This window comes from Ferdinandcohnia sp. QZ13 (genome assembly GCF_031324165.1).
Lineage (GTDB): Bacteria > Bacillota > Bacilli > Bacillales > Bacillaceae_L > Ferdinandcohnia.
On sequence record NZ_JAVIVW010000015.1, the window covers coordinates 55,221 to 80,739 of the forward strand.

Sequence of the window (25,519 nt, forward strand, 5' to 3'; positions counted from 1 at the left end):
TAGCCTTTCTGTTGTAAAGTTTTCAAAATATTTTATTACTTTTTTAAAATGAAAACACTTCCATTTTTATTTAAAGTATAATTTGTGTTATGGATTTGTTAGCAGTATGATGAGAAGAAGAAAAGTGAAGTATGAGGTGAATATTATGACATTTCGGCAAGAAACAGTTAAAGAAGAAATTGCAAATGCCATTACACATGGTCTTGGCGTTTTATTAAGCATACCAGCACTTGTATTGTTAATCGTATTTGCTGTGAAATATGGGGACGTCTGGCACGTGGTAAGCTTCTCAATCTTCGGGGTAACGATGTTTCTTCTTTATTTATTCTCAACCCTTTTGCATAGCATCACACATTTAAAAGCAAAAAAGGTATTTGCAATCTTAGATCATTCAGCGATTTATTTATTGATTGCCGGCACCTATACACCGTTTGTTTTAGTTGCAATTGGAGGTTGGCTAGGCTGGACGATTTTTGGAATTGTATGGGGTCTAGCTGTAATAGGTATCGTCTTCAAGGTCTTTTTTGTAGAAAAATTTATGATCCTTTCAACTGTTTGCTACGTCCTCATGGGCTGGCTGATTATAATTGGCATAAAGCCATTATATGAAAGTATTGGGTTCAACGGCTTTATGCTGTTGCTAACGGGGGGAATTCTCTACACGGTTGGCGCTGTGTTTTATGTTTGGAGAAAGCTGCCGTTTAACCATGCGATTTGGCATTTATTCGTGTTAGCGGGCAGTGCTGCGATGTTTTTCTCCGTGCTATTTTATGTCGTCGATGTACCGTTTATTTCTTAAAGAAAAAACCCGCAGGTTTAGTTCTGCGGGATTTTTTCATATACCAAAAACGTATACTCATATGGGTTTTTTTCGTCTTTAATGCCTTTTTCCTTTGAAATGACCTGCCACTCTGCTTTATCGAATGCCGGAAAATAGGTATCTCCTTCAAATTCCTCATCGATTTCGGTTATGTATAGACGGTCTGAGTATGGAAGAATTTCTTTAAAAATCTCTGCTCCACCGATCACAAATAGCTCCTGTTCGGTTTCTTCACTCATTTTGACGATTTCATCAATGGAATGAATCACTTTACAGCCTTCTGCTTTGTAAGAAGTGTCACGGGTTACAATGATATTTTCTCGACCAGGTAGAGGTCGTCCAATTGAATCATACGTTTTTCTCCCCATGATGATAGGGTGACCCATCGTAACCCTTTTAAAATAAGCTAAATCGGCTGGTAATCTCCATGGAAGATCATTGTCTTTGCCGATTAGTTGGTTTTTATCCATTGCTAGTAGTAATGAAATCATAGTTATCATCCTCACTAAAAAAGATCCTAAGGTCGATTATACCTTAGGATCTTAGAAATAGAAATGCTTTAAACAGCAACTGGTGCCTTTATCGAAGGGTGTGGTTCATATCCCACAATTTCAAGGTCGTCCATTTCAAAGTCAAAGACGGATTCTACAGCCGGATTTAATTTGAGAGTCGGAAACGGACGAGGGTCACGACTTAGCTGTAAGTTTACTTGCTCGATGTGATTCGTGTAAATATGGGCATCCCCAATCGTATGAATGAAATCCCCTACTTCTAATCCGCATTCATATGCGATTAAATGGGTTAAAAGGGCATAGCTTGCGATGTTGAAGGGAATTCCTAAAAATAAATCGCCAGATCTCTGATACAACTGGCAACTCAATTTCCCATCTGCCACATAAAACTGGAACAGGCTGTGACAAGGTGGCAAAGCCATGAATTCCACATCACCAGGGTTGTAGCCGACAACAAGATGGCGTCTGCTATCTGGATTGTTTTTAATTTGGTGGATGACATTTTTCAATTGGTCAATGGTCTCACCACGGGATGTTTCCCACGCTCTCCACTGTTTCCCATAAACCGGACCAAGTTCGCCGTATTTAGCAGCAAACTTATCATCCTCTAAAATTCGTTCTTTAAACTTGTCCATTTCAGCTTGATACAACTCATTAAAAACTGGGTCCTTCTGACTTCGATTACCGAAATCCGTCATGTCTGGTCCATCATATTTATCGCTCTCAACCCAATTTTTAAAAGCCCATTCATTCCAAATATTATTGTTGTTCTTTAGAAGATACCTAATATTCGTATCCCCTTTAATAAACCAAAGTAGTTCACTCGCAATGAGGCGGAAAGGAACTCTTTTCGTTGTAAGCAAAGGAAAGCCCTCACTTAAGTTAAAACGCATTTGATACCCAAACACAGAAACTGTCCCTGTCCCAGTACGGTCCTTTTTTTTCGTACCATTTTCAAGTACATGCTTTAAGAGACCTAAATACGCATTTTCTCCATGTTTCAATAGATTCACTCCCTACTAAACTTCATGCTATTATCTTACTACAAATAACAGCCTATTTCATTGCTGAGTTTCACCTAATTCGACAAAAAGTTCGTAAGTCATCGGTGCCGCTAACTTCAATTGATTTCTTGACTGTTCAGATAGATAGTACATCGCGAAGGTTTCAGCGAAATATTCTTCGGGATAGTCACTAAAATAAGGACGATTCGGGAATAATTGGTTCACTTCGTTTTTCCAAATGGATAGAAATGTCGGATCCTCACTGATTGAATCTAACACAAAACTATCAATCGAATGGGCTAGCTCATGTAACTCTAAATTGATAGACCCATGACCTTTTCCTTTTTCACTATACCCAATCTTGGCAAGTACTACCTCAGAGCCACCAATTCCAGGTACATCGTCCCATGTTGGACCATTTTCACTATACCCACGGGGCTTTTCCCCCTTCAGATAGGCAGCAGTGGGCTCGTCCGTTAATAAACCTGTAAAAAGCATCAGGACAACGCCATCATCAACTAATCCTTGTAAAATGAGTTCATCAATATGATCAACACGTTCAATCATTTGTGCGGCTGCAGCTTCATTAAACCTCGTCTCTGGTAATAAAATAATCTCTTTTAAGGAATCATAGTTTTTCAAATTAGATGTTTCAGTATATAGTGTCAGTGATTGATAATCTTTTAGTGGAATTCCATGAGGCGATGCTTCACCAGGATGATAAGTAAAGCCAACAATAACGAATAGAAGTGTAAGAATACCTATTTTTTTCATAAGAATGCTCTCCCTAAAAATGTCAATAGATTCATAGATGCAAAAGTGCACTCTTCTATCAAATTGTAAAAATAGTATAACATATTTTTAAAAATGGGTCTGCTAGATAAGGAGTGGAAACTTCTACTAAGAGGAAACAAAAAAGGCAGTCCAAAAGCTCGTAAATTCAGCCTTGAACTACCTATTTCTTTTATTAACTAAGCCATTTCGGCGGAGTGTTTTTATCCCAATAAATATCGCCTAACGCATGATGAGTTTGAAACCCATCATGATGAGTGTGGTAGTGGAAATTAAACCAATAGCCATCCTGTGGTGGATGATCTTTGCGCACATGGAAGCGAACAATATCCTTCCCACTTGTTTTATCAAATATATGGAAAATCTTTTCCCCATTTCCGCCAGAAGGTTGCTCTGAAATTTCAAGTTGATCAAGCTGCTCTGTTGGGTACTGCTCTGCTAATAATTCAATGACAGTTTCAATTTTAGGCAAAATTTCAAGACGGAATTCATCCTCAATAACTGGTCCGATTTTGCTTCCAAATTTCTCGAAAGACTTGCTTTCTGCCTGTGTCATCGCATACGTAACAAAGCTTCTACTTTCATATCCATAATTCGATTCAAACTCAGAATATAACTTTGATTCAGCATTTTGTTCATTTATCGCATTTAACTTACTTGGTTTATCCGCATCTGGTTGCTCCATTGTGAGAGCAGGTGGAGGCGCTACCAATCCAAACGTTAAAATGGAAAATGAAACAACTAATGCTTTCCGCAACCATTTTTTCATAACCTAAACGCCCTTTCAAAACATTTACCCATATGCCCATTTTAACACAATCTCAAAAAAAATTTTACTATGAAAATAGTAAAATATAAAAAAATAAGGATAAATGCCCATGCTATTTAAGCGACATTAGGAATTACTTAGAAAAAATAAAGTTCATAAAATCTTCATTATTTGATAAAATAGGGGTACTATACATATCTGAAAGGTGGAACTAGGGAAATGGATTGGATTTTTGGTATCGCTAGCGTAGTAACATTAGTATATTTTATCTTTTGTTGTGTGGCTGATTAATAAAAACCCGCTTTCGAAGCGGGCTTTTTTTGTAGTAGCAAGTTACATATTCTTTTTCTTCTTCCTTGAAGAATCCATTGCCATTCTTCCTGTTTCTTGATTCGTTGTTCCTTGCCCTTCTACATTTGCTGAACTTAATCCAACTGTTGAAGGATCTTTTTTACGTTTTGCCATGATCATCACCTCCGTTATATAAAATCTCCAAAGGTGTAGCAAAATATCAGGAACCCTCTACATCAATGACACCAAAATGGAATTTTGCTGTCTTTCGCTTTAGAACAGTGAATCCATATCTCTCAAATTGCTCGCTTTTCCAGTGGTCCTTAAGTACCACTTTTTGTTTCGCGACTCGCTTTGCGGCTTCAATAGCTTCAGGAGTTAGTGTGGAATAAATTGCGAAATTGCGAAGCCCTTTGATCCCTTCCGATTCTTCAATTGTTTCTTCAAACATTGGATCAAAATAGACGACATCAAAGCTGTTTGTAGGACAGTTTGTTAAAAAACGTTCATATTTCACATGCTCCACATCAATCCGGGCCATAGCCTCATTCATCAATGGGTAACCGGTATCCCAGCTTTTCAACCCGCCTTTTAACAGATAATACAAATACTTGTTTCCTTCTAAAGACACAACTTTTCCAGACTTGCCAACGACAAAGCTTGCGACAATACTGTCAGATCCCAAGCCTAGTGTACAATCTAAAATAGTGTTTCCATTCGCCAGACCTGAAGCCTGAATAAATGGATCATGTTCTCCTTTTGCTATTCGCTTCATCCGAAACATGGCTGAATTCGGATGAAAGAATAGTGGTTCGGCTCCCTGCCTAGGATGAATTTCAATTCGATTTTTCCCAACAACAAGAATATCGTCTTCTGCTTGTTCTTGAAGTTTATGGATCGATTGTTTATTTCTTTGAATATAAGGAACTGAAAGTTCAGCCGCAACATTTTTAGCCAATCTCACCATTTCATCATTCGTTCGTCCTGCAGTTGATACAATCATATCAATCACCTATTTGCACAAAAAAAGATGTCATATTGACATCTTTTCATCAGACTTTTAAATACATCTTTTAGCAATGCTCATTTAATGCAGAAGTTATGTTTTCCATAATGCCTTCCATTGAATTTGTTTCAATTTCATGACGTGGAATGAAGTGTACAACTTCCTTGCCTCTTAACAAAGCCATTGATGGAGAAGATGGCTCATAGCCCTCAAAATACTCTCTCATCTTTGCAGTTGCATCTTTATCTTGACCAGCAAATACAGTTACAAGATGATCCGGCTTTTTCTCGTTATTTAGAATTGCTTGTGTTACAGCAGGTCTTGCAAGTCCAGCCGCACAACCACATACAGAGTTCACAACAACAAGTGTTGTACCTTCCGCTTTCTCCATGAAGTTTTCAACTTCTTCTTCTGTTTGAAGCTCTTCAAAGCCCGCTACTACTAACTCTTGGCGCATCGGCTTTACGATTTGCTTCATATATTCATCATATGCCATTGACATATTGAATCCCTCCCTCTTATTTCAATAAAACAAGCATACTATTTTGAACTTGCAAAATCAATTTTCAAACACCAACTAATGCCGTTTCTTTAAATTAAAATTTACTCAATAACCTTTTAATTATTCCTGCTTTCCGTCATTTGCTTCCAAACAGAGCCCTTTGCTTCCTCGCCACCTTCGATTCTTTCGATGGCCAGCTTGATTTGCATCTTTACTTCAAATTCAGGCTCGTTTTCCGCTGCTTTTAGTGCATCAAGTGCGGTTTCATCGCCAACCTCGTATAAAAACATAGCAGCACGCCATCTTACAAGCTTACTTGAATCTTTCAAAGCCTCACACATCGGACCAATTGAAGCAGGGTCGCCGATATCTGATAAACAGTCTCCTGCTGTTCTTCTGACTGTAACGGACTTATCCTTTAATGCCTCATACAAAAATGGTAATACGAGCGGCTTTTCGATCATACCTAAATAAACAGTTGCTAACCGACGGATTGAAGGTTTTTCATCTTTTAAGGCTTTCGCAAGTACAGAAACATCATCTTCTTCCGGATCCATTTGCTCTAACCTTGCATAGCGGTTTGTCCAATCAGGATCATCCAACATCTCCAATGTTACCTTATAGGATTGACGTTTTTGGATAGTTGGTGCTGATGTTTGTTCCGAAATTTGCTTTACAATACGATCGAGTCGTTCTTTTGGATAGGCAGCCGCAAGCTCTTCAACAACTTCCTTTCCAATTTCATCATGATTGCCATAGCGCACGCCTTGTTCCTTCCATTCGCGTTCCAACACAACGTTTCCTGAAACCTCTTGGGCACGTAGCAAGCTTTCCCTGAACACGTCAGGTAATCCAAAACGGAACTCTTGTTCACCATCATGAAGCTTAACCTGCATTGGGAGTCCTTTATACATTTGTACAAAAACCTTTACTTCTCCAAAATGTTCATCAAGCTTCGGTCCTTCTTTTTCCCCTTCTGTCACATCTTCTCCAAAAACTCTACGTACATTTGGTAAAAGCTCCTGCCAGTCATATCTTGCATTTCTTTCAACTGCTAAAAAGTCCGCAACATGATAAACACCTTTAATGCCTTCGATACCCATAATCTCTTTAATTAGTGGTGGTGCTTGATCAATGTTTTCCTTTTTATAATTATTGCTTTTTCCCTTTGGTAGTTCCTCGTCTAATATAATCTTCATTGTATTCGGACTAGGTGTTGGTTCAATTGATTTTATTTTCATATCTACCGCTCCTTCTCCTACGAAATCAACTACCGTAATTGTAGCACACGCAATTACCAATTATCCATTACGAGAGCTTACGATAGTTCAGTCTAATAGATCCCTTTTGATGAATTCATTGAATTTCTTTAAAACCCTATAACCCCTTGAAACATCAATGTTTTTGCTAATAATCCAACTTGTCTTATTTTAGCGCTTATGTACTAAATATCAGCATTTTTGTCATAATAGCTTATTTATCAAAATAATATAAAATTGTGTTCATGTATGAGTTGTTTTCGCTTTTGTTAGGATAAGGATTGAAAACGCAATACGTCTTTTCTTTAGTTAAGGTATACATCTCTTCCATAGCATTTTTATCCAACAAACCTTTCGAAAACTACATTATTTTTGCTTTTTGCAAACATCAAGGAGGTACTTCAATGAAAAAACGCTATGGAACCCGCGAAGCTATTGTCATAACGTCACTTGCGGCTGGATTTTTCTTTGGCGCCCCACTTGCAGCAGATGCATCAGAAAAGCAAAACCTAGACCCTTTAATAGACAAAAACTATCAATTTGATACAAAACAGGAATTACGCTACGGTCACACCGGTTACCCAGTTCGCTTTCTTCAATTTGAGTTACATAAATTAAATTTTTACTATGAAACAATCGATGGTCATTATGGTGCATCAACTCAAGAAGCCGTTAAAAGATTTCAAGAATTATATGATTTAAAGACCGATGGAATTGCCGGAGAAACAACACTAGAAAAACTGAACGAAGTAATCCTACAGCCAAAGCCAGCTTTCTACACAATTGGTGACGAGGGGCCTGCCGTAAAACAGCTACAAACCAAATTACAAAGACTACGATTTTATAGCGGTTTGATAGATGGGAAATTTGAATCAGTCACCGAGGCAAGTGTAAAGGCTTACCAAAAAAAGTTTAATTTAGAAGCAAATGGGCTAGCAACCGAAGAAACGATAGACCATATTATGAAAAACAAAAATGTAAGGGGTCTCACTATCAAAAAAGCAACAGTTGTGACGGCTCAGCCAAGGACAAACAATCCAGAAACCACTGAGGCACAAGCAGAACCAATTGATGCGCCACCTGTAGATGCAAGTGTAATTTCAATAGCAATGAATTATATGGGGGTTCCTTATGTCTGGGGAGGCACTTCACCAAATGGCTTCGATTGCAGTGGCTTTTTACAATTTGTTTATGCTCAAAAAGGGGTAAACATCTCACGAACAGTTCCAGGCATTTGGAGCCAGGGGGCAAGTGTGTCTGCACCTAGCGTTGGTGATATTGTCTTTTTTCAAACGTATAAGCCTGGCCCATCACATGCAGGCATTTACCTCGGAAACAATAAATTTATTCACGCAGATTCAACGGATGGTGTGAGTATTGATGATATGACGATTTCCTACTGGCAATCGCGATATTTGGGCGCGAAACGACTATAAAGCAAAAAGGCCCGGTTATATGCCGGGCCACTCTCCTTATTCACTTACCATTTCTGATAGTTCTGCCCATCTTTCCATTAACTGGTCAAGCACCTCAGATTCCTTCGCATGCTCATCCATTGCCTGCTGAGCTTTTTGGTAGTCACTTCCTGCTGCTTCAATTTCTTTCACCAGTGCAGCAACCTTCTCTTCTTGGGCTTCAATTTTCCCTTCAATCTCATCCCATTCAAGCTGATCCTTGTAGGAAAGCTTCTTTTTCTTTGGTTTCGGCGCCTCCTGGGATGATGCTTTTTCAACCTTTACTTTTTGTACGGCTTGAGCCGCTTCTGCTGTATTTTTCTCAAGATAATCCGAGTAATCTCCAAAAAAGGTTGTAATCTTATGTCCCTCTCCAAAAACCAAGAGCTGGTCTGTTACCTTATCCAAGAAGTAGCGATCATGTGAGACCGTGATTACCACACCTGGGAACTCCTCCAAATAGTCCTCAAGCACGGTTAATGTTTGAGTATCTAAATCATTTGTCGGCTCATCCAATAATAATACATTGGGCTCACCCATAATGATTTTCAACAAGTACAGCCGTCTTCTTTCTCCACCAGATAGCTTCCGAATCGGTGTTCCATGAGTGTGCATAGGAAATAAGAAACGCTCTAGCATTTGAGCTGCTGAAATCATTTTTCCATCAAGGGTATGAATCATTTCAGCCGTTTCTTTGATATATTCAATCATTCGTTTATTAACATCCATATCCATGCTTTCCTGTGTATAATAGGCAAGTTTAACCGTTTGTCCAATTTCGATCTCGCCTTCATCCACTGGAATTCTACCCGCAATGATATTTAATAATGTGGATTTCCCGCTTCCATTTCGACCCACAATTCCAATTCGGTCACCTGGCTTAACGAGCAAATTCACATCCTCCAAAATTTTCATTCCATTAAAGCTTTTTGACACATTTTTTAGCTCAATGACCTTTTTACCGAGCCTACTGCCGCCAACTGAAATATCCAGTGTTTCGGTATTCACTGTCTTTTTCCCATTCTCAATTTCTTCAAATCGTTGAATCCGTGCTTTTTGCTTGGTTGCTCTGGCCTTAGCCCCACGACGAATCCAAGCAAGCTCACGTCTGTATAAATTTTGACGCTTTAATTCAGAGGCCTGCTCCTGCTCAATCCGAAGCGCTTTTGCCTCTAAAAAGCTACTATAGTTTCCTGTATAGGTATAAAGATTACCATCATCTAGTTCGATAATTCGATTTGTCACTCGGTCTAAAAAGTACCGATCATGGGTAACAACTAATAATGCTCCATTGTATTTAGCTAGATAATCCTCAAGCCATTTAATCGTGTCGTAATCCAAATGGTTTGTCGGCTCATCTAGAATCAGTAAGTCCGGTACCTCAATTAAGCTTTGGGCTAGTGCCACACGCTTCTTTTGTCCCCCTGAAAGTTCCATTACATCCTGAGAAAAATCCGTTATCCCTAGCTTTGATAAGACTGCCTTTGCGTTTGAATTGGCTTCCCACGCATTTGCTGCATCCATTTTTTGCTGGAGATCATATAGTCTTTCCTGATTCGTTGTGCTCATCGGTTCCTTTTCGATTCGAAGCATCGCTTCTTCATATTCTTTTAATAACCGAAGGAGTGGTGTATTGCCTTGAAAGACTTGGTCGAGGACGGTATTTCCGATTGAAAAATCAGGCTGTTGCGGTAAATAGCTGATTGTGTATCCCTTCGAGTGAGTAATTTCCCCACGGTCAGCCTCTTCCATACCTGCGATGATTTTTAAAAGCGTTGATTTACCTGTTCCATTGACACCGATGATGCCAATTCGTTCATTATCTGTAATGCTAAAGGAGATATCTTCAAACAATGTTTTTTCGGCATAGCTTTTTGATAAATTTTCAACGGTTAAAAGCCTCATAACTGTCCATTCCATTCTTTATAAAATTGATCAAGAAACGCAGTCATGAAATCATGACGTTCTTGGGCTGCTTCTTTTGCTGCATTCGTATTAAGAGTATCCTTTAATTTTAATAATTTCTCATAAAAATGATTGACTGCTGTTGATTTTCCATTTCGGTATTCTTCCTTTGTCATGACTTCCCGATATGGTAGATTAGGATCATAGATAAGATCACCGTGTGCTCCTGCGTACGCAAAGGTTCGCGCAATCCCTATTGCACCGATTGCGTCCAAACGATCAGCGTCCTGGACAACCTGTCCCTCAATGGTTTTCATTGGTGGCCGGTTGCCTCCCTTAAAGGACATAGTCGAAATAATTTCAATGATCTCTTCTTGTTCAATTTCTGATATAGGTAAGGAAGTTAACCAATCACGAACCTTCCTGAGTCCTTCTTCCTCTGAATCATTTAATTTCTCGTCTGCGACATCATGTAGTAATGCCGCCATTTCGACGATAAATACATTTGCTTGTTCTTTTTCTGCAATTTGTATAGCAGCCTTTCTGACGCGTTCAATATGATACCAGTCATGGCCACTGCTATCATGCTGCAAAATATGTTTAACAAAAGTAGTCGTTTTTTCAATCATTTGTTGCTGCTTCATTTTATCCTCCACCGACATCAATATCGTATCCATTGTAACATAAAATGCCCCGCTAATCTGTCGCGTACCTATAAACCTTTGCATAAAATAAAAAAGCTGGAGAAACTCCAACTTTAGATGAAAGGTGGTTAATATATATGTATCATTCAAATAATAGATATCGGGAAATTGGAACTGCATGGTATGGACGTCATGTTGTATTGGTTTATTGTAATCCCGTTACCAATCAATTTTTACAGCTTTATAAGAGTCTTCATGCTCCAACAGAGCCGCCACATCCAAATTGCGCGGAAACAATCTCCCAATTCTTAAGCATTGGCTATAAAATTGCTGCCATTGCTACCCTGTCTCATAACGAGGTGCAATACGTACTTGTTAAATAGATTGTTCAATAAGTCCGGTAAAAATGACACATCAATTTCTGCGAACATTGCTCCGAAAACATGGTGAATATCTGGGTTATGCGCTTGCGTCTACTAGTTTATTCTGGGAGGTCAATTCCTCAGCGCAAGGCTGCAAGGATGTTAACTCAAGCAGTTGCCTCGCTCCGGTACTCAAAGCTGCACCGCCTTGAACTTCTCGGTCCTTTTCATCCTCCTTCTTGAACTCATATTTGATATGATTACTTATTCATCCAGCTGATTCCAATTGTATTTTCACCAGCATGTACCCCTATAGCTACCCCGAGTGGGTAAGCCTCGATTGAAATATGGTCTGGTGCAAATTCTCTTATCATTTCTTTCCATTCCTTTGTCTTGGAATTGTCCAAGCCGTATAAAATATAAATCTCATCCAATTGATCACGCTCGACTGCATCTTTTAGATAACCAACTATTTTACTCGTTGCTTTATTTTCAGAACGCACTTTTTCTTTAACTGACAGAGCCCCATCCATAATCTGTATGACCGGCTTTATTTGCAGCATACTGCCAAGAAAATATTGGGCTGTGTTCATTCGCCCACTTCGATGCAATTGCTCTAAACTGCCGATGATCACATATGTTTCTAGTTTCTGTGCTAAATTGACAATAAGCTTTTCAACTTCCGCCGATGTTCCACCATTCTGTATAAGCTTCATGCCTTCTTTTATTAATTTTGTCATTGGATAGGTTAAAATTTTCGAATCGATTACCGTAACAGGGATATTTACTAATTCTGCTGCTTGTCTTGCAGACGAAACGGTCCCACTTAATTTTTCAGAGATATGAACAGAGATTATTTCATCATATTTATCTTCAAGACTATTATATAATTCCACAAAGCTTCCAATGGAAGGCTGTGATGTCTTTGGAATGGTCTTAGCCGTTTTTAGCCGTTCAAAAAACTGTGTCGGCGTAATCGTAACCCCATCAAGGTATTCTTCCTCATCAAAGAAGATGGTCATTGGGATGACATATATATCCTTATGATTTGAAAGCTCTTCATCTAAAAATGCTGTACTATCAGTAACCCATGCAATTTTACCCATAAATTCGCCTCCTTGTAAATATGCTATAACTATTTTACTATATATCACAAAACAATATTATAGAAATAGATGAATTATCTGAAAACTTAATCCTTTTGGCGTAGAAAAAAGAGGCATGATTCGCCCCTTATATGATCGCTTTATGAAGTTGATGAATGGAATCAATGATATAGTCAATCATTTCAAGTAAGTCATCAATTTGGTCTTCATGTATTAATCGGTGAAAAATAATTTTATTATTGACCGTATATTGATTTTTTGAACCATACATGAACGAAATTTCCTGTCGAATCCCTCTTGTTTCACCCCAGATGGTGGCAAGTACTTGTTGGGCCAAAGGACAAACGTCCAATGACTCCAAATTAAAATTAAATCCTATTACAAGGACACACCCTGGGTTTCGATTCTTATTTCTAAGTTCAGCAACTAGATTATCGAGGTCCATTGTCAAATCCATATAGGCTTGGATTTGGTCAATTGTTTTGTCTTTGAATGCAATGTGATAGTGCCTTCCCATTTTTGCCAAATCGACCTGGTCTTGACGATCGATAATCACGATCTTTCCTTCTAAATCTAAATCATAAAGGGCACCTTCGATGACGACCTTTAAGTTTTCAAATACAGTTGGATCAAACATGTGCATACCTTCCTTTTTCGAAAAAAGCGGGACGAACCCCTTAAATAAAGACTTGGCTATTTTTCCAGCCGGCATTAGAGATTCATCCCAAAGCAAAAAGTTAAAACAACCCGACTGCCTTTCCGTCTTCAGTCACACCCATGTTGAGGGCAGCTGGTTTTTTTGGAAGTCCTGGCATGGTCATGACATCACCGGTTAAAGCAACGATAAAACCAGCCCCAATAGATGGTCGGAATTCACGGATAGTAATGGTGAAATCAGTTGGACGTCCTAGTAAGGTTGGGTCATCGGAAAGTGAATACTGAGTTTTCGCCATACAGATTGGGAGATTGCCCCAACCGAATTTCTCGAAATCGAGTATTTGCTTTTTCGCCTTAGAAGAAAACTCCACATCCTTCGCCCCATAAACCGTCTTTGCAATCGTTTTTACTTTATCTTCAATTGAAGAAGATAGATCATATATCGGTGCAAAATGATTTTCTCCTGTTTCAATGACTTCAAGAACTTTTTTTGCAAGCTCAATTCCACCTTCACCACCCTTTTCCCAAACCTCTGTAAGGGCAACCGGATATGAATGTTCCTCACACCACGTTTCAATTTTCTCTACTTCTTTTTCTGTATCAGTAACAAAGCGATTGATTGCGACTACAAACGGCAAACCAAAAGCCTGAACTGTCTCAATATGCTTTTGCAAGTTCTCTAAGCCCTTAGATAAAGCATCGACATTCTCTTCTTTGAGATTTTCCTTTGCAACACCACCGTGCATTTTCAAAGCGCGATTTGTCGCAACAATGACAACCGCCTCTGGCTTAATATCTGCATATCTTGCTTTAATGTCGAGAAACTTCTCAGCACCAAGGTCTGCACCAAATCCACCCTCTGTTAATACATAATCGGCTAATTTTGCCGCCATTTTAGTGGCAATAACAGAATTACAGCCGTGAGCGATATTGGCGAATGGTCCACCATGGATTAATGCAGGTGTGTGTTCAAGTGTTTGAACTAAATTCGGTTTAATTGCATCCTTTAATAAAAGCGTAAGTGCCCCTTCTGCACCAAGGTCACTAGCTGTGACCGGTTGTTTATGTATATCATAGCCTACTACTATTTTAGATAACCTCTTCTTCAGATCCTGTAAATCTGTTGCAAGGCAGAAAATAGCCATAATCTCAGATGCAACAGTAATATCAAACCCGTCCTCTCGAGGAACACCTTGCGTCGGACCGCCAAGCCCAACAATCACGTTACGTAAAGCACGGTCATTTAAATCTACAACTCGTTTCCAAGTAACACGTCTTACATCAATTTGAAGCTCATTTCCTTGGTGGATATGGTTATCAAGTAAGGCGGACAATGTGTTATTTGCTGTCGTAATCGCGTGAAAATCACCGGTAAAATGAAGATTAATTTCCTCCATTGGAATTACCTGTGAATACCCACCACCTGTTGCTCCACCTTTAATTCCCATTGTTGGCCCGAGTGATGGTTCTCGCATTGCGATCATCGCATTTTTCCCAAGCTTTGCAAGACCTTGTCCAAGTCCAACCGTAACGGTCGACTTCCCTTCACCAGCTGGTGTAGGATTAATTGATGTTACGAGAATGACTTTGCCATCCTTTTTCTTTTCTAGGCGCTTCATCACATCCAACGAAATTTTTGCTTTGTAATGACCATAGGGTTCCACTTCTTCATCAAGTAAATCAAGTTGCTGCACAATCTCCTTTATCGGCTTTAACTCAGCCTCTTGAGCAATTTCTATATCAGACTTATACTTCGTTGAAAATCCCATGTACATTACCCCCATGACTTATTCGTATAGATCTTACCTTATCAACTCTATCTTACATTATTCAGTATGTAAGTAGAAAGGAAAACCTCTATTTTAATCCATTTCCGTTATCACGTAAAACAAATAAAGATATTTTAATTGATATTCATGTGCGAATTGTTGTAAAATTTCAATTATAATAGAAATGCGCAAGTGACTTAAATAAGGAACATCGACTAACTACTGCCACGTCCTGTGGTAAACGTCAATGTAAGCACTTCCTCGAAAGTGCAAAGCATTTTCTTCGTGCGATGATTAGGCTGTCGAAGCTTTCCTTGTCCTGTGCAAGTCCGACAAGCATAAGAAAAGCCGGCGAGAAGGATGCCATTTATCCTTCTTGACGGCTTGGCTAGACCAGAGATGGGCTAGTCGCTGGAGCTAGACAATATACAAGAAATAGGGGGATGATAGGATTGCCAATTAATATACCTCAAGACCTTCCAGCAAAAGAAGTGTTGGAATCTGAAAATATATTTGTGATGGATGAAGACCGTGCTTATAGCCAAGATATTCGTCCACTTAATATAGTAATCTTAAACATTATGCCTGAAAAAGAACGAACAGAAACTCAGCTCCTTAGACTTCTAGGAAATTCCCCATTGCAGTTGAATATTACGCTTTTATTTCCAGAAACTCATGTCGCCAAAAACACTGGAAAAAATCATCTTGATAAATTTTACACATCATTTTCTAGCATCAAGCACAGAAAGTTTGATGGAATGATCATTACAGGTGCCCCCATCGAGCACCTTTCTTTTGAGGATGTGAATTATTGGGAAGAACTCAAAGAAATCATGGAATGGACAAAAACAAATGTGACTTCGACCCTACATATTTGCTGGGGAGCACAAGCAGGACTTTTTTATCATTATGGGGTTAAGAAATATCCTCTACCTGAAAAATGTACAGGTGTATTTCACCACCGCTTGGTAAATAAGGATGTTAAACTTGTTCGTGGTTTTGATGATTTCTATTTTGTCCCACATTCCCGGTTTACAGAAGTTACACTTGAAGAAATTAAAAAAACAGAAGGATTAACCTTGTTGTCAGTTTCTGATGAGGCAGGAGTGTGTTTAGTTACCTCAAATGATGGCAAGCAAATTTTCCTAACAGGACACCCTGAATATGATGTCAACACATTAAAAGAGGAATTTGAACGCGACCTTGCAAAAGGAAAAGTAATAATCCCAGTTAATTATTTTCCTAATAATGACCCGGCCAATCCACCTGTTCATAGCTGGAGATCGCATTCATACCTGCTATTTGCAAACTGGCTTAATTATTATGTCTATCAGGAAACACCATATGACTGGGAATAAAAAAGAGGTATCTCATGGTCGAGATACCTTCAGAGTGTAGACAAAGTCAGTACTGACTTTGTCTACACGTTTTTTTACAGGATATCTAGATGAAAATTACTCTCCCCAGACTGTCTTGAAAACGCTTGTCAGACAAGGCGCGCAGCCGGTCGAAGACGCGAATAGAAGTTGCCTTCATGAGCGGACGAGAGAGGCAAGCAACGAAGTATGCGAGCGTTTGTCAACAGTCTGGAGGTATCTCACGGTCGAGATACCTTTTTTACTTCTTCTTTAAAATAAACACCCACATAAATGACAACGCCTGTTTAAGCTCCCTTGGCAGCCCCTTTATCATCTCTTTGTTTACAGCATCTTTATATACCGGTTGACCATCGACAACCGTCCAGCCATTTTCTGAAACCAATTGTTCAAATTCCCATGGCATCATCGTGTTTTGGATGACTTTTTTACCGTACAAGCGTGAATAAGCATGTTGCCGAGGACCTGCTGTTGGACCCAACAGTCCCGCACAAAAAATACCACCTGGGTTTGTCACTCGCTTGATTTCATTAATCGCCTGTAGTGGATCCTCTGTCCACTCAATTGAGTTAATGGCCATAACCCCTGAAAAAGTTCCATCCTCAAAAGGAAGTGCACTTAAATCACCTTGTACAAATGAAAGACCGTTAGACGTGCTTCGTTTATTTGCTTTTTCGATCATTTCAGCTGAAATGTCCGTACCTATCACCTGATAGCCACGCTCAGCAAGTAAAAATGACCCGAAACCGTCACCACATCCCGCATCTAATAGTAAAGTATCGTTCTGAAGGAATTTTGTGAAAAACGGGATAATCGTGGAACGGCTCCCCGAATTCCACATTGCTTTGCTTTGTTTGCTCCAAAAATCCGCACGATCATCCCACTGCTTTTCCGCCTCTTCATGCCATTTGAAATTAGTCATCCTATCCGCCCTCCCCAATATCTACCAATCATTATAACAAAGAAAAACAATGAGACACCAGCCTCATTGTGATTACGTAATATGTATTTTTTTATTTTGATCAAGACGGTGCTGCTTATAATACGTTACGATGTTTCTTACATAATCTTTGAAATCAGGGCAGGTCAATCCGCCTTTTTCAAGAACTTTTCTCGCTTCACTTGCGTCATACTGCGTTGGACATCTAAAATATTCAACCGCTTCCTTCTCTACTCCAAAGAATTTCCTCATAAAGGACAAAGAGAGACCAAGTTCTACTAGTGTTGGAGAAATCGTCCATGTTGGCTTTTTGCCAAGTAGTTCCTCACAAATCATTCGGTACAAATCTCGTGCTTGATGAGGGTTCGGATCTGTCAGATGAAAGGTTTTCCTTTCTGCTTCTTCTGCCTCTGATAAATGAACCGTAGCATTAATCAGGTAGTCGTACGGTACAACATTAAATAAGACATCCCCCTTCCCTAAGTAAGGAATTGGCATAAAGCGGATCCTGTCTAAAATCCGCATGATAAAATAAAGTCCATCGAATTTCGACGTCTCACCGGTTTCGGAGTTTCCTACTGTAATTCCAGGTCGAATAATGGTATAAGGAACATCCTTAAGCTCCTGAACAAGTACCTCTGCCTTGTATTTTGTTTCTTCATAGTGATTTTTAAATTGCTGACCCATTTGAAGTTCAGTTTCTCTAATCAGGCCAGTACGGTTTCCCGATACATATGCCGTACTAAAATACACATATCTTTCCAAATGTTGTAATGATTGAACGAACTGATTAATATTTTTTGTCCCCTCGACATTTACTTTTTCCGCGATCAGTTGTGGTACAGCCAAATCATATATAGCAGCTAGATGAAAAACATGGGTTAATTTTTCACGAAGTAGATCACTATCCTCCTCAGAAAAACCAAGTGTTTCTTCGGTGATATCCCCTAGTATTACTTCAACCTTATCTAAACCTTTAATTCTCTCATTTGCTAATTCAACTTGGCTTGGATGAACCAATAATACAAAATGAGCACTTTCGTATTTTTGCATCAATGCATGTAGCAGTCTTGTTGCTAAAAAGCCCGGAAAACCAGTCATTAAAACATGCTTCATACTTTCACTCCTTTCCAAAATTAAGCCAGAGGCAATACTTAAGGAAGATGCTTATAAATATTCTTTTAGATTATATTCGCGTAAAATCCCCTCTAACTTAATGGCTTTGCCAATATCCCCTTTTATTTTTAGTTTTCCTGTCATGAAAGCTGCAGTCCCATTTAGCTTTCCTACTAAAAATTTTCTAAAGTTTTCGAGCGATAAAACTAAGGTACAATTTGCACCTTCCACCTCTTCAGATACTTTCGCTTTACCCTCTGCTAGTTGGAGTTGGAATGTCCCTTCTTCATCCCCAGTAATATTGAATTGATAAATAACATTCACACCATCAATTGGACCTGGGTTTTGATTAATGACCTTTTCAATTTTTTCCATTAATTCTGGTAACCTATCATTATCCATTTCATTTATCATACTGCTAACCTCCTCTAAAAACCTAGTAAATTACGATCTAGAAAACGAGTACGCAATCGTATCCGCCATTCAAAAAAATCTTATTCCTGCAATCCCAGATTTACGAACGCAGAAATGACAATGCGGTTGAGCAAACGAGATATTTCTCCAAAATGAAATTCTTCCTCTTTTGTTTCAAAAAAGAACTGCATAATAACTTCATTGATCGCCCCAACCATAGCCTGGGCAACAATTCTCATTTCTTTTTGGGTAACAGTTGTTGGGAGCTCCGTTTCTACAGTCTGTAAAATGATAGTAGCAAACACTTGGTGTGACCGTTGCCTAACTAATTCCACATTCCGCGATACACCAACGGATTCCACTAGTAAAATTTGAGCAACATTTTTGTTTTCAAAGCAAATTTGGATATAGCGATTAATCCCTGCAAATGCCTTGTATGTCATTCTTTCTTCCTGTAAAATGGCATGCTTTACTTCCTCGGCCATTTCATCGCCCAGTTGTTCAAACAAGGCAACCATAAGATCCTCTTTACTTTTAAAATGCTGATAGAAGGTTGTCTTTGAAACTCTTGCCATTTCCACAATTTCAAGCACAGATGTCTTTTGGTACCCCGCTTCGGTAAACAGCTTTAATCCCGCAAATAACATTTTTTCTCTTGCCTCAATTGGCATTTCTGTCACAAATAACAACATTCATCCATCCATTCTTGTACGTGTACGTATCAGTATTTCATTTTTATTGTATAATTAATAGTAAATAATTTCAAGAAAATTTAAAAATATTCAGTCGACATGCACTTATCGACTGAATATTCTTTAGTTCCCATTTGGCACTTTTGCCGGAAACTCAAATTCTATTTTCTGAGTTTGCTCATTCCATTTCAAATATGCGTCAAAGGTTTTATTGTCCTTTTTAAAGCCTTTTATGAGATTTGTCTTATTCCCTGAAAGAAGCTTTCCGGCATTTGTGTTCGAAATCGTTTTCCCTAAAATCTTCCCTGAAATAGTGAATTGGCATCCATTTGTTTTATAGTTTGCACAGCCATAGAATTTGCCTTTATTAATCACATTACCTCCACATTTCTTACAGGTTCCTACCACTGTACCGATTTCTTTTTTCTTATATTTGCTTTTTGGAGAGCTCACATTTTCCACATTCACATTTGAAAGGTCCCATTCTCCACTTTGTTCCTTCGCATCGTTGATAATCTTTTGAGAAAGCTTTTTTGTCTGAAGCATAAAGGATGCTGGTGAAGCTTGTCCTTGTCCTATTTCATGGAGGCGCTGTTCCCATTTTGCTGTCATTTCAGGAGACGCAAGGATTTTATCACCAATTACATCAATTAAAAGAATACCTTTTTCCATTGCAAATACTTGGTTCTTCTCAACCTTAATGTAATTCCGGTCTTTTAGCATGGTGATAATGCCTGCACGTGTTGCTTCTGTCCCAAGTCCTTCCGTTTTGGCCAAAATCTTCTCCAATTCATCATTCTCAATATGCTTACCAGCCGTTTTCATCAGTGTAATGAGTTGCCCTTCTGTATATCGCTTTGGTGGTTGAGTTTTGCCCTCTTTTGTGTAGCTTTTTTCAACCACACCGGATTCACCTTTTTCAAGTGGCGGCAGGATAACATCCTTGTCCTTTCCATCTTCTTCAAATAGGACTTTTCTCCACCCTTCCTGGATCATCACCTTTCCCTTTGTAATGAATTCAGCACGCTTGTCCACCAACGTTTTAACAGTTGTATAGTTGAAAATGGCCGGCTGATAATGAGCAGCAATTAAACGCTTTACAATGAGGTCATAAATCTTCTTCTCATCACCTGATAGCTTATTAGAATCTGGAACCTGCTCCGTTGGAATAATGGCATAGTGATCTGTTACCTTCTTCTCATTCACATAGCGAAAATTATTATAAATGGATGTGATTGGAGTTGGAAAATAAGCTTGATAATCTTCTAGTTTTTGAAGCTTTGAAAAGATATCAGGAATGGTTTGAGCCTCTCCTTTTGTAATATAGCTCGAATCGGAACGCGGATACGAAATAATTCCTTTCGTATAAAGACTTTGTGCCACATCTAATGTTTTCTTCGGCGAAAATTTAAATGCCTTGTTTGCCGTTGCTTGAAGACTTGACAAATTAAACAATAAAGGTGGTTGATATTCCTTCTTTTCGATTTCCACTTCAGCTATTTCTGCAGGCTTATTTCTACAAAACGCTGCAATTTTCTCTGCCATTTCCTTAGTAGAAACGCGTGGCTCGTTATCCTTCATCCATTTTCCTTCAAATTGTTTGCCAGCGATTTGAAAGTCCGCAAAAACCTCCCAAAAAGCTTGAGACTTAAAGTTTGCAATTTCTTTTTCTCGTTTAACAATTAACGCCAACGTCGGGGTTTGAACTCTTCCAGCGGAAAATACGTCAGAAATTCCTTTTTGTTTTAACAATAAGGTATAAACTCTTGAAGCATTCATGCCGACAATCCAATCAGCGCATGCACGTGCTTTTGCTTCATAGTAGAGATTTCTTGTATCCTGCTCTAACAAGAGATTTTGAAAACCTTCCCTCACTGCCTTTTCCGTTAAGGAAGAAATCCATAAACGCTTCAATGGCTTTGTTACCTTAGCCATCTCGATAATGTTTCGTATAATCAATTCCCCTTCACGACCAGCGTCACCGGCATGAATGATTTCTGTAACTTCTGGTTTTCGAAGAAGATTTTTGATAATCGTAAATTGCTTAGATTTGGATCTCATGACCCGATATAAGAAATGGTCTGGAATGATAGGGAGGGTTTCAATTCGCCAGGTTTTCCACGCAGGATTATATTCTTCTGGGGGTAACAACTCACAAATATGGCCGACTGCCCATGTAAAATAAGCCCCTTTTGGAAATAGGGGATTGGGTGCAACCTCAATAAACCCTTGAGATTTCTTACTCCTAAAAGGAGCAGCAAGCTTCATCGCTTGATCAGGTTTTTCCGCGATTATCACTTTCATAATTATCCTCTTTTCAATCGTACTAATCATTTAATTGTATCAAAATTCAATTGTATAGTGGAATAAAGATTTTGTGGGAGAATATGGAGCTGGATTGAGGAGCTTAACGGGCTAAAAAACCATTCATGATGGTTTTTTAGCTTCTCTTCTCTGAAAATACATTTGTGTTTGTTCGACAAGATGATGGATGGATATGACCGTTAATTCCCCGTGCTGTACAGTTCCTACAGCAAAGCGACCTTCATCATCCTCCACAATAAAAGAGGTTCCATGATCAGCGTCCAAAATTTTATCACAAATGGAAATGATTTTATTATACAAATCATCCTTATTGAGATTCATATTTTTTGTTTGTGAGGTAAACCGGATAATGAGTTCTTTACCATTATAATTGTATCGGAACATTTTAATAACCTCCATCTAATCTGCTAAAACGCGTTCGATTTGAATTGTTTTTTGAACAGATAAATCGATTATCGTATTGGATACCTCAACTAATGGATTTAATAAATCATATGGATTAATATACTTAATTTTTCCTATTTGACCATCTGTTAGCAATACATGATGACCAATTAATGCATTCATAATTTGCTGTAAAAATGGGACTAAAATGGTCGGATCAAGCTTACCGAACATATCGTCATTCATTTGTTTGATGACCTGATAGAATGGTGTTGCATCATGATAGACCCGATTTGATGACATAGCATGAAAGACATCTGCTACTGCTACAATTTTGGATAAATAACTGATTTTGGAACCCTTTAAACCGAAAGGATATCCTTTCCCATCCTCCCTTTCATGATGCTGGAGGGCAACTAGGCTTATTTCATGGCTAATTCCATCCGTGTTTTTTAAAATTTCATAGCCATACATCGTATGTTTTTTTACAATTTCATATTCATCTTTCGTTAATTTGCCAGGTTTATTTAAGATTTCGGTGGGGATTTTTGTTTTACCAATGTCGTGCAAGGTCGCTGCGATGGTGAGTGCTGATAAATCCTCATCGGACAATGAAAGCCATTTTCCTATTAACGTCGCAATGACACCCACTCCGATATTATGTCGGTATGTATAATCATCTGCAGATTGAAGCTGGTAAAACAAATAAAAAAATTGCGGAATTTCGGACGCAGTTTGGATAATTGGGATAACAGTCTGTTTAATCTCAGCAAGCGGTAGCATCGTATGTCTTTTTACAAAATAAAAAATATCTTCTACCTGGTCAATCGCTTCCTCTAGCTTCCCAGTGATGATTGATACGGGTTGTTTAATTGAAAGTTCACCATTGTAGCCGTTATCAAGACCATCGATAATACTATCAAATTCTTCAGGCTGAATAACAGTGATTTTTGTTTGATCGTTCTTCATTTTGTACGACTCCCCAACTAAGCCTTGTTTCTATTATTATATCAAAAACTGGAAATACCACAATAATTATTTGAAAATACAAAAATATTAACCAACCTTTGTAAGCGCATATATATTTAGCAGAAATTTTTTCCAAGAATACGTAAAAACCCCTCTATTCCCTTGACTTAACACGATTTTGGTTGTATATTATAAGCATCATTTAGCTAGAAGTTTAGTATTTTTTTTATAATATTATTATTGTTAAAGATACATAAATGAGTGGCTATCTGATAAAAAATTTTCACGCTGCACGGTTGTGCCGAAGGTTTAGGAGGAAAAGCATAATGCAAAACGGTAAAGTTAAATGGTTTAACAACGAAAAAGGATTTGGCTTCATCGAAGTTGAAGGTGGAGACGATGTATTCGTACACTTCACAGCTATCCAAGGTGAAGGTTACAAATCTCTAGAAGAAGGTCAAGAAGTTTCATTTGATGTAGTAGAAGGAAATCGCGGACCTCAAGCTGCTAACGTTGTAAAGCTATAATTCAATTCTTACATTTTATTTGAAGAATGTGAAACCAAGGCTGATTTTTTATCAGCCTTTTTTGGGGCTCTTTATCTGAAAGAGCCCTTCTTTATTATGATAATTTTTCCCCATACTCCTTCAGCTTTTGACCCACTGTACAATTTTTTATACAGAAATTTTGCGCATACCGTTTACCATATTCCTTCCGAAAATATTCTCTTACGAAACAATCTTGGCAATAAGTGTCAAGCATTTCACCAACTTCCAAAATAAGTTCTTTCCGTTTCATACCATTCAACTCCTATTTTAATCAGGTTCACTTCTCTTCATTTTAACAATCATCAGTATCCATCAGGTTTCACTTATTTTATGAGTATGACAGGTAGGCTTAATTACTTACCCTTTTATTTCAAATTTACTGGAAACGAATGTCCCTTCTAATGCTTGGGTAGCTAGTCGATCTGCTTCTGTATTTTGCTTACGTCCAATTGGATGGTAATTAGCTTCAATCCCTATTCTTTGAATTTTCTCCTCAATTCGATCGAGCCATCTATTCAGGTTTTCTTCAAAGCATGGCCACTCGCCAGAAAGTTGATTTAACACAACTTGGGAATCCCCTTTAAACGTCACTGTAGTGTGGTGTACGCCTAATTCCTCCAAAGTATTAAGCATCAACCAAAATGCAGCATACTCTGCTTCATTATTTGATTCCATCTCTTCAAACAATTCATTAACTCTGACACGATATGTTTTTTTATTTTGCGTATAATAAATGGCAGCGCCTAAACCGGCCTTACCTGATTGTATATCATATCCCCCATCAAAATAAGCCACAATATCTTGAGGTTCAGTTTCAATTTCTTTGATCAGCTTGATTAGTTCTTTTTTTGTCCACTTTGTATGTCGCTCATCATAAAAGACAAGATCCTTCGTACGTCCTGTTCGCTCAAAGTCTTCCGCTATTCGTAATGCATCTTCAGCAGTAACCTCATCAGACATCAAGGTGATGACTTGATTCTTTGGCGTTTTATATGTCCATTCCAACTTAAGTTTCATCACGCTCATCCTCTCTTATGGAACGTATCTTCATTTTTCCTAATTTTTTACTCATTATACACTTTTTCCATTTGCTAAGGTACTTCCACTTTCATTCACATCGTACTATAATAAACCTTTGACAATTTAATGCGCCCTTTCGCGGTTCGTGAACTCCCGCGTTATCAAAACTATAGGAGGAATACTATGTATAATGAAGTACTTTGGTTTATTTTTGCGATTGTCAATTTTATTTTAGTCCTGGCGATTTACCGACTTTTTGGCAAACCCGGATTATTTGTCTGGATTGGTTTTTCAACGGTCGCAGCCAATCTACAGGTTGTTAAAACGGTTGAATTATTTGGACTAACAGCTACTCTCGGTAATATTATGTATGGAACAAGCTTCTTGATTACCGATATTTTAAATGAAAAATACGGTAAAGAAGAAGCGAAAAAAGGTGTGTGGCTTGGCTTTTTCACACTGATTGCAATGACAATCATCATGCAATTTGTACTTGCTTTTAATCCGCACGAAGTGGATTTTGCACAAGGCTCTTTGGAAACCATTTTTGGACTGCTTCCACGGATTGCATTGGGAAGTCTGCTTGCATTTCTAATTAGTCAATATTCCGATGTTATTATTTACTCAAAAATTAAAGCACGATTTCCAAAGGATAACCAACTTTGGATTCGAAATAACGGGAGTACAATGATTAGTCAGCTACTAGATACATTAATCTTCACAAGTATTGCGTTTATTGGAGTGTATCCATTTGACGTTTGGATCCAAATTTTCGTAACGACTTATTTTATTAAGTGGTTAGTGGCCTTAATAGATACACCTTTTATCTATATCGCTCGTACATTTCATAAAAATAAAGAAGCATAATTTAAATAACAAGGAT

General features: G+C 38.3%; 28 protein-coding genes. 6 read left to right on the forward strand and 22 right to left on the reverse strand.

Annotated elements, in window-relative coordinates; all coding sequences use genetic code 11:
• Positions 1-145 precede the first annotated feature (145 nt).
• Complete coding sequence (gene trhA / locus RGU12_RS13915) at positions 146-799, forward strand: PAQR family membrane homeostasis protein TrhA (protein WP_309536632.1); 654 nt, start codon at positions 146-148, stop codon at positions 797-799.
• Between the two features lie 17 nt (positions 800-816).
• Here trhA and RGU12_RS13920 read toward each other — a convergent pair whose 3' ends face one another.
• From RGU12_RS13920 to RGU12_RS13955, 8 genes are all read right to left on the reverse strand, one after another.
• A complete protein-coding gene (locus RGU12_RS13920; RefSeq protein ID WP_309536633.1) occupies positions 817-1,311 on the reverse strand; it encodes a dihydrofolate reductase in 495 nt (164 codons plus the stop codon).
• Between the two features lie 68 nt (positions 1,312-1,379).
• A complete protein-coding gene (locus tag RGU12_RS13925; RefSeq protein ID WP_309536634.1) occupies positions 1,380-2,336 on the reverse strand; it encodes a thymidylate synthase in 957 nt (318 codons plus the stop codon).
• Between the two features lie 57 nt (positions 2,337-2,393).
• Entirely contained in the window at positions 2,394-3,110 is a 717-nt protein-coding gene (locus tag RGU12_RS13930; protein WP_309536635.1) for an anthrax toxin lethal factor-related metalloendopeptidase, read from the reverse strand.
• Positions 3,111-3,303: 193 nt separating this feature from the next.
• Entirely contained in the window at positions 3,304-3,897 is a 594-nt protein-coding gene (locus tag RGU12_RS13935; protein ID WP_309536636.1) for a YpjP family protein, read from the reverse strand.
• 333 nt (positions 3,898-4,230) lie between these two features.
• Positions 4,231-4,362: a YuzL family protein gene (locus RGU12_RS13940; RefSeq protein WP_116352272.1), complete on the reverse strand. Its 132-nt coding sequence runs from the start codon at positions 4,360-4,362 to the stop codon at positions 4,231-4,233.
• Positions 4,363-4,408: 46 nt separating this feature from the next.
• Positions 4,409-5,191: a class I SAM-dependent methyltransferase gene (locus RGU12_RS13945; RefSeq protein ID WP_309536637.1), complete on the reverse strand. Its 783-nt coding sequence runs from the start codon at positions 5,189-5,191 to the stop codon at positions 4,409-4,411.
• Positions 5,192-5,261: 70 nt separating this feature from the next.
• Complete coding sequence (locus RGU12_RS13950) at positions 5,262-5,696, reverse strand: BrxA/BrxB family bacilliredoxin (protein WP_309536638.1); 435 nt, start codon at positions 5,694-5,696, stop codon at positions 5,262-5,264.
• Between the two features lie 116 nt (positions 5,697-5,812).
• A complete protein-coding gene (locus RGU12_RS13955) occupies positions 5,813-6,937 on the reverse strand; it encodes a conserved virulence factor C family protein (RefSeq protein WP_309536639.1) in 1,125 nt (374 codons plus the stop codon).
• Between the two features lie 422 nt (positions 6,938-7,359).
• Between RGU12_RS13955 and RGU12_RS13960 the strand changes: the two genes are divergently transcribed.
• Complete coding sequence (locus RGU12_RS13960; protein WP_309536640.1) at positions 7,360-8,391, forward strand: C40 family peptidase; 1,032 nt, start codon at positions 7,360-7,362, stop codon at positions 8,389-8,391.
• Between the two features lie 36 nt (positions 8,392-8,427).
• Here the strand turns inward: RGU12_RS13960 and RGU12_RS13965 are convergent, their stop codons facing one another.
• Entirely contained in the window at positions 8,428-10,314 is a 1,887-nt protein-coding gene (locus tag RGU12_RS13965) for an ABC-F family ATP-binding cassette domain-containing protein (protein ID WP_309536641.1), read from the reverse strand.
• Positions 10,311-10,958, reverse strand: coding sequence for an HD domain-containing protein (locus tag RGU12_RS13970; RefSeq protein WP_309536642.1), 648 nt, complete (start codon positions 10,956-10,958; stop codon positions 10,311-10,313). Before RGU12_RS13970 ends, RGU12_RS13965 begins: the two co-directional genes overlap by 4 nt.
• A gap of 137 nt (positions 10,959-11,095) precedes the next feature.
• On the opposite strand from RGU12_RS13970, the gene RGU12_RS13975 reads away from it, so the two are divergent.
• Complete coding sequence (locus RGU12_RS13975; protein WP_116352278.1) at positions 11,096-11,341, forward strand: hypothetical protein; 246 nt, start codon at positions 11,096-11,098, stop codon at positions 11,339-11,341.
• Positions 11,342-11,580: 239 nt separating this feature from the next.
• On the opposite strand, the gene RGU12_RS13980 is transcribed toward RGU12_RS13975, so the two are convergent.
• The 3 genes from RGU12_RS13980 to RGU12_RS13990 all read right to left on the reverse strand — a co-directional run bounded on the left by RGU12_RS13980 (position 11,581) and on the right by RGU12_RS13990 (position 14,852).
• Positions 11,581-12,426 (reverse strand): DegV family protein, encoded by an 846-nt coding sequence (locus RGU12_RS13980; RefSeq protein WP_309536643.1) that lies wholly within the window; start codon positions 12,424-12,426, stop codon positions 11,581-11,583.
• Between the two features lie 127 nt (positions 12,427-12,553).
• Positions 12,554-13,063, reverse strand: a complete 510-nt coding sequence (locus RGU12_RS13985; RefSeq protein ID WP_309536644.1) for a hypothetical protein — start codon at positions 13,061-13,063, stop codon at positions 12,554-12,556.
• 100 nt (positions 13,064-13,163) lie between these two features.
• Positions 13,164-14,852: a formate--tetrahydrofolate ligase gene (locus RGU12_RS13990; RefSeq protein ID WP_309536645.1), complete on the reverse strand. Its 1,689-nt coding sequence runs from the start codon at positions 14,850-14,852 to the stop codon at positions 13,164-13,166.
• 452 nt (positions 14,853-15,304) lie between these two features.
• Between RGU12_RS13990 and metA the strand changes: the two genes are divergently transcribed.
• Positions 15,305-16,210, forward strand: a complete 906-nt coding sequence (gene metA, locus RGU12_RS13995; protein ID WP_309536646.1) for a homoserine O-acetyltransferase MetA — start codon at positions 15,305-15,307, stop codon at positions 16,208-16,210.
• Positions 16,211-16,469: 259 nt separating this feature from the next.
• On the opposite strand, the gene RGU12_RS14000 is transcribed toward metA, so the two are convergent.
• The 7 genes from RGU12_RS14000 to RGU12_RS14030 all read right to left on the reverse strand — a co-directional run bounded on the left by RGU12_RS14000 (position 16,470) and on the right by RGU12_RS14030 (position 23,068).
• Positions 16,470-17,150 (reverse strand): class I SAM-dependent methyltransferase, encoded by a 681-nt coding sequence (locus tag RGU12_RS14000; RefSeq protein WP_309536647.1) that lies wholly within the window; start codon positions 17,148-17,150, stop codon positions 16,470-16,472.
• A 72-nt stretch (positions 17,151-17,222) separates the two neighbouring features.
• Positions 17,223-18,284, reverse strand: a complete 1,062-nt coding sequence (locus RGU12_RS14005) for an SDR family oxidoreductase (protein ID WP_309536648.1) — start codon at positions 18,282-18,284, stop codon at positions 17,223-17,225.
• Between the two features lie 51 nt (positions 18,285-18,335).
• Positions 18,336-18,698, reverse strand: a complete 363-nt coding sequence (locus RGU12_RS14010; RefSeq protein ID WP_309536649.1) for an SCP2 sterol-binding domain-containing protein — start codon at positions 18,696-18,698, stop codon at positions 18,336-18,338.
• An 80-nt stretch (positions 18,699-18,778) separates the two neighbouring features.
• A complete protein-coding gene (locus RGU12_RS14015) occupies positions 18,779-19,390 on the reverse strand; it encodes a TetR/AcrR family transcriptional regulator (RefSeq protein ID WP_309536650.1) in 612 nt (203 codons plus the stop codon).
• Positions 19,391-19,513: 123 nt separating this feature from the next.
• Positions 19,514-21,694 carry a DNA topoisomerase III gene (locus RGU12_RS14020; RefSeq protein WP_309536651.1) on the reverse strand — a complete coding sequence of 727 codons (2,181 nt, stop codon included), beginning with the start codon at positions 21,692-21,694 and terminating at the stop codon, positions 19,514-19,516.
• Between the two features lie 123 nt (positions 21,695-21,817).
• Positions 21,818-22,099 carry a hypothetical protein gene (locus tag RGU12_RS14025; protein WP_309536652.1) on the reverse strand — a complete coding sequence of 94 codons (282 nt, stop codon included), beginning with the start codon at positions 22,097-22,099 and terminating at the stop codon, positions 21,818-21,820.
• A 15-nt stretch (positions 22,100-22,114) separates the two neighbouring features.
• Positions 22,115-23,068: an HD-GYP domain-containing protein gene (locus RGU12_RS14030; protein WP_309536653.1), complete on the reverse strand. Its 954-nt coding sequence runs from the start codon at positions 23,066-23,068 to the stop codon at positions 22,115-22,117.
• 326 nt (positions 23,069-23,394) lie between these two features.
• Between RGU12_RS14030 and cspD the strand changes: the two genes are divergently transcribed.
• Entirely contained in the window at positions 23,395-23,595 is a 201-nt protein-coding gene (gene cspD, locus RGU12_RS14035; RefSeq protein ID WP_309536654.1) for a cold-shock protein CspD, read from the forward strand.
• A gap of 94 nt (positions 23,596-23,689) precedes the next feature.
• Here cspD and RGU12_RS14040 read toward each other — a convergent pair whose 3' ends face one another.
• A complete protein-coding gene (locus tag RGU12_RS14040; protein WP_116352290.1) occupies positions 23,690-23,866 on the reverse strand; it encodes a zinc-finger domain-containing protein in 177 nt (58 codons plus the stop codon).
• 107 nt (positions 23,867-23,973) lie between these two features.
• Positions 23,974-24,633 carry a ribonuclease H family protein gene (locus RGU12_RS14045; RefSeq protein ID WP_309536655.1) on the reverse strand — a complete coding sequence of 220 codons (660 nt, stop codon included), beginning with the start codon at positions 24,631-24,633 and terminating at the stop codon, positions 23,974-23,976.
• 186 nt (positions 24,634-24,819) lie between these two features.
• Between RGU12_RS14045 and RGU12_RS14050 the strand changes: the two genes are divergently transcribed.
• Positions 24,820-25,503, forward strand: a complete 684-nt coding sequence (locus tag RGU12_RS14050; RefSeq protein WP_309536656.1) for a queuosine precursor transporter — start codon at positions 24,820-24,822, stop codon at positions 25,501-25,503.
• The last annotated feature ends 16 nt before the right edge of the window (positions 25,504-25,519 follow it).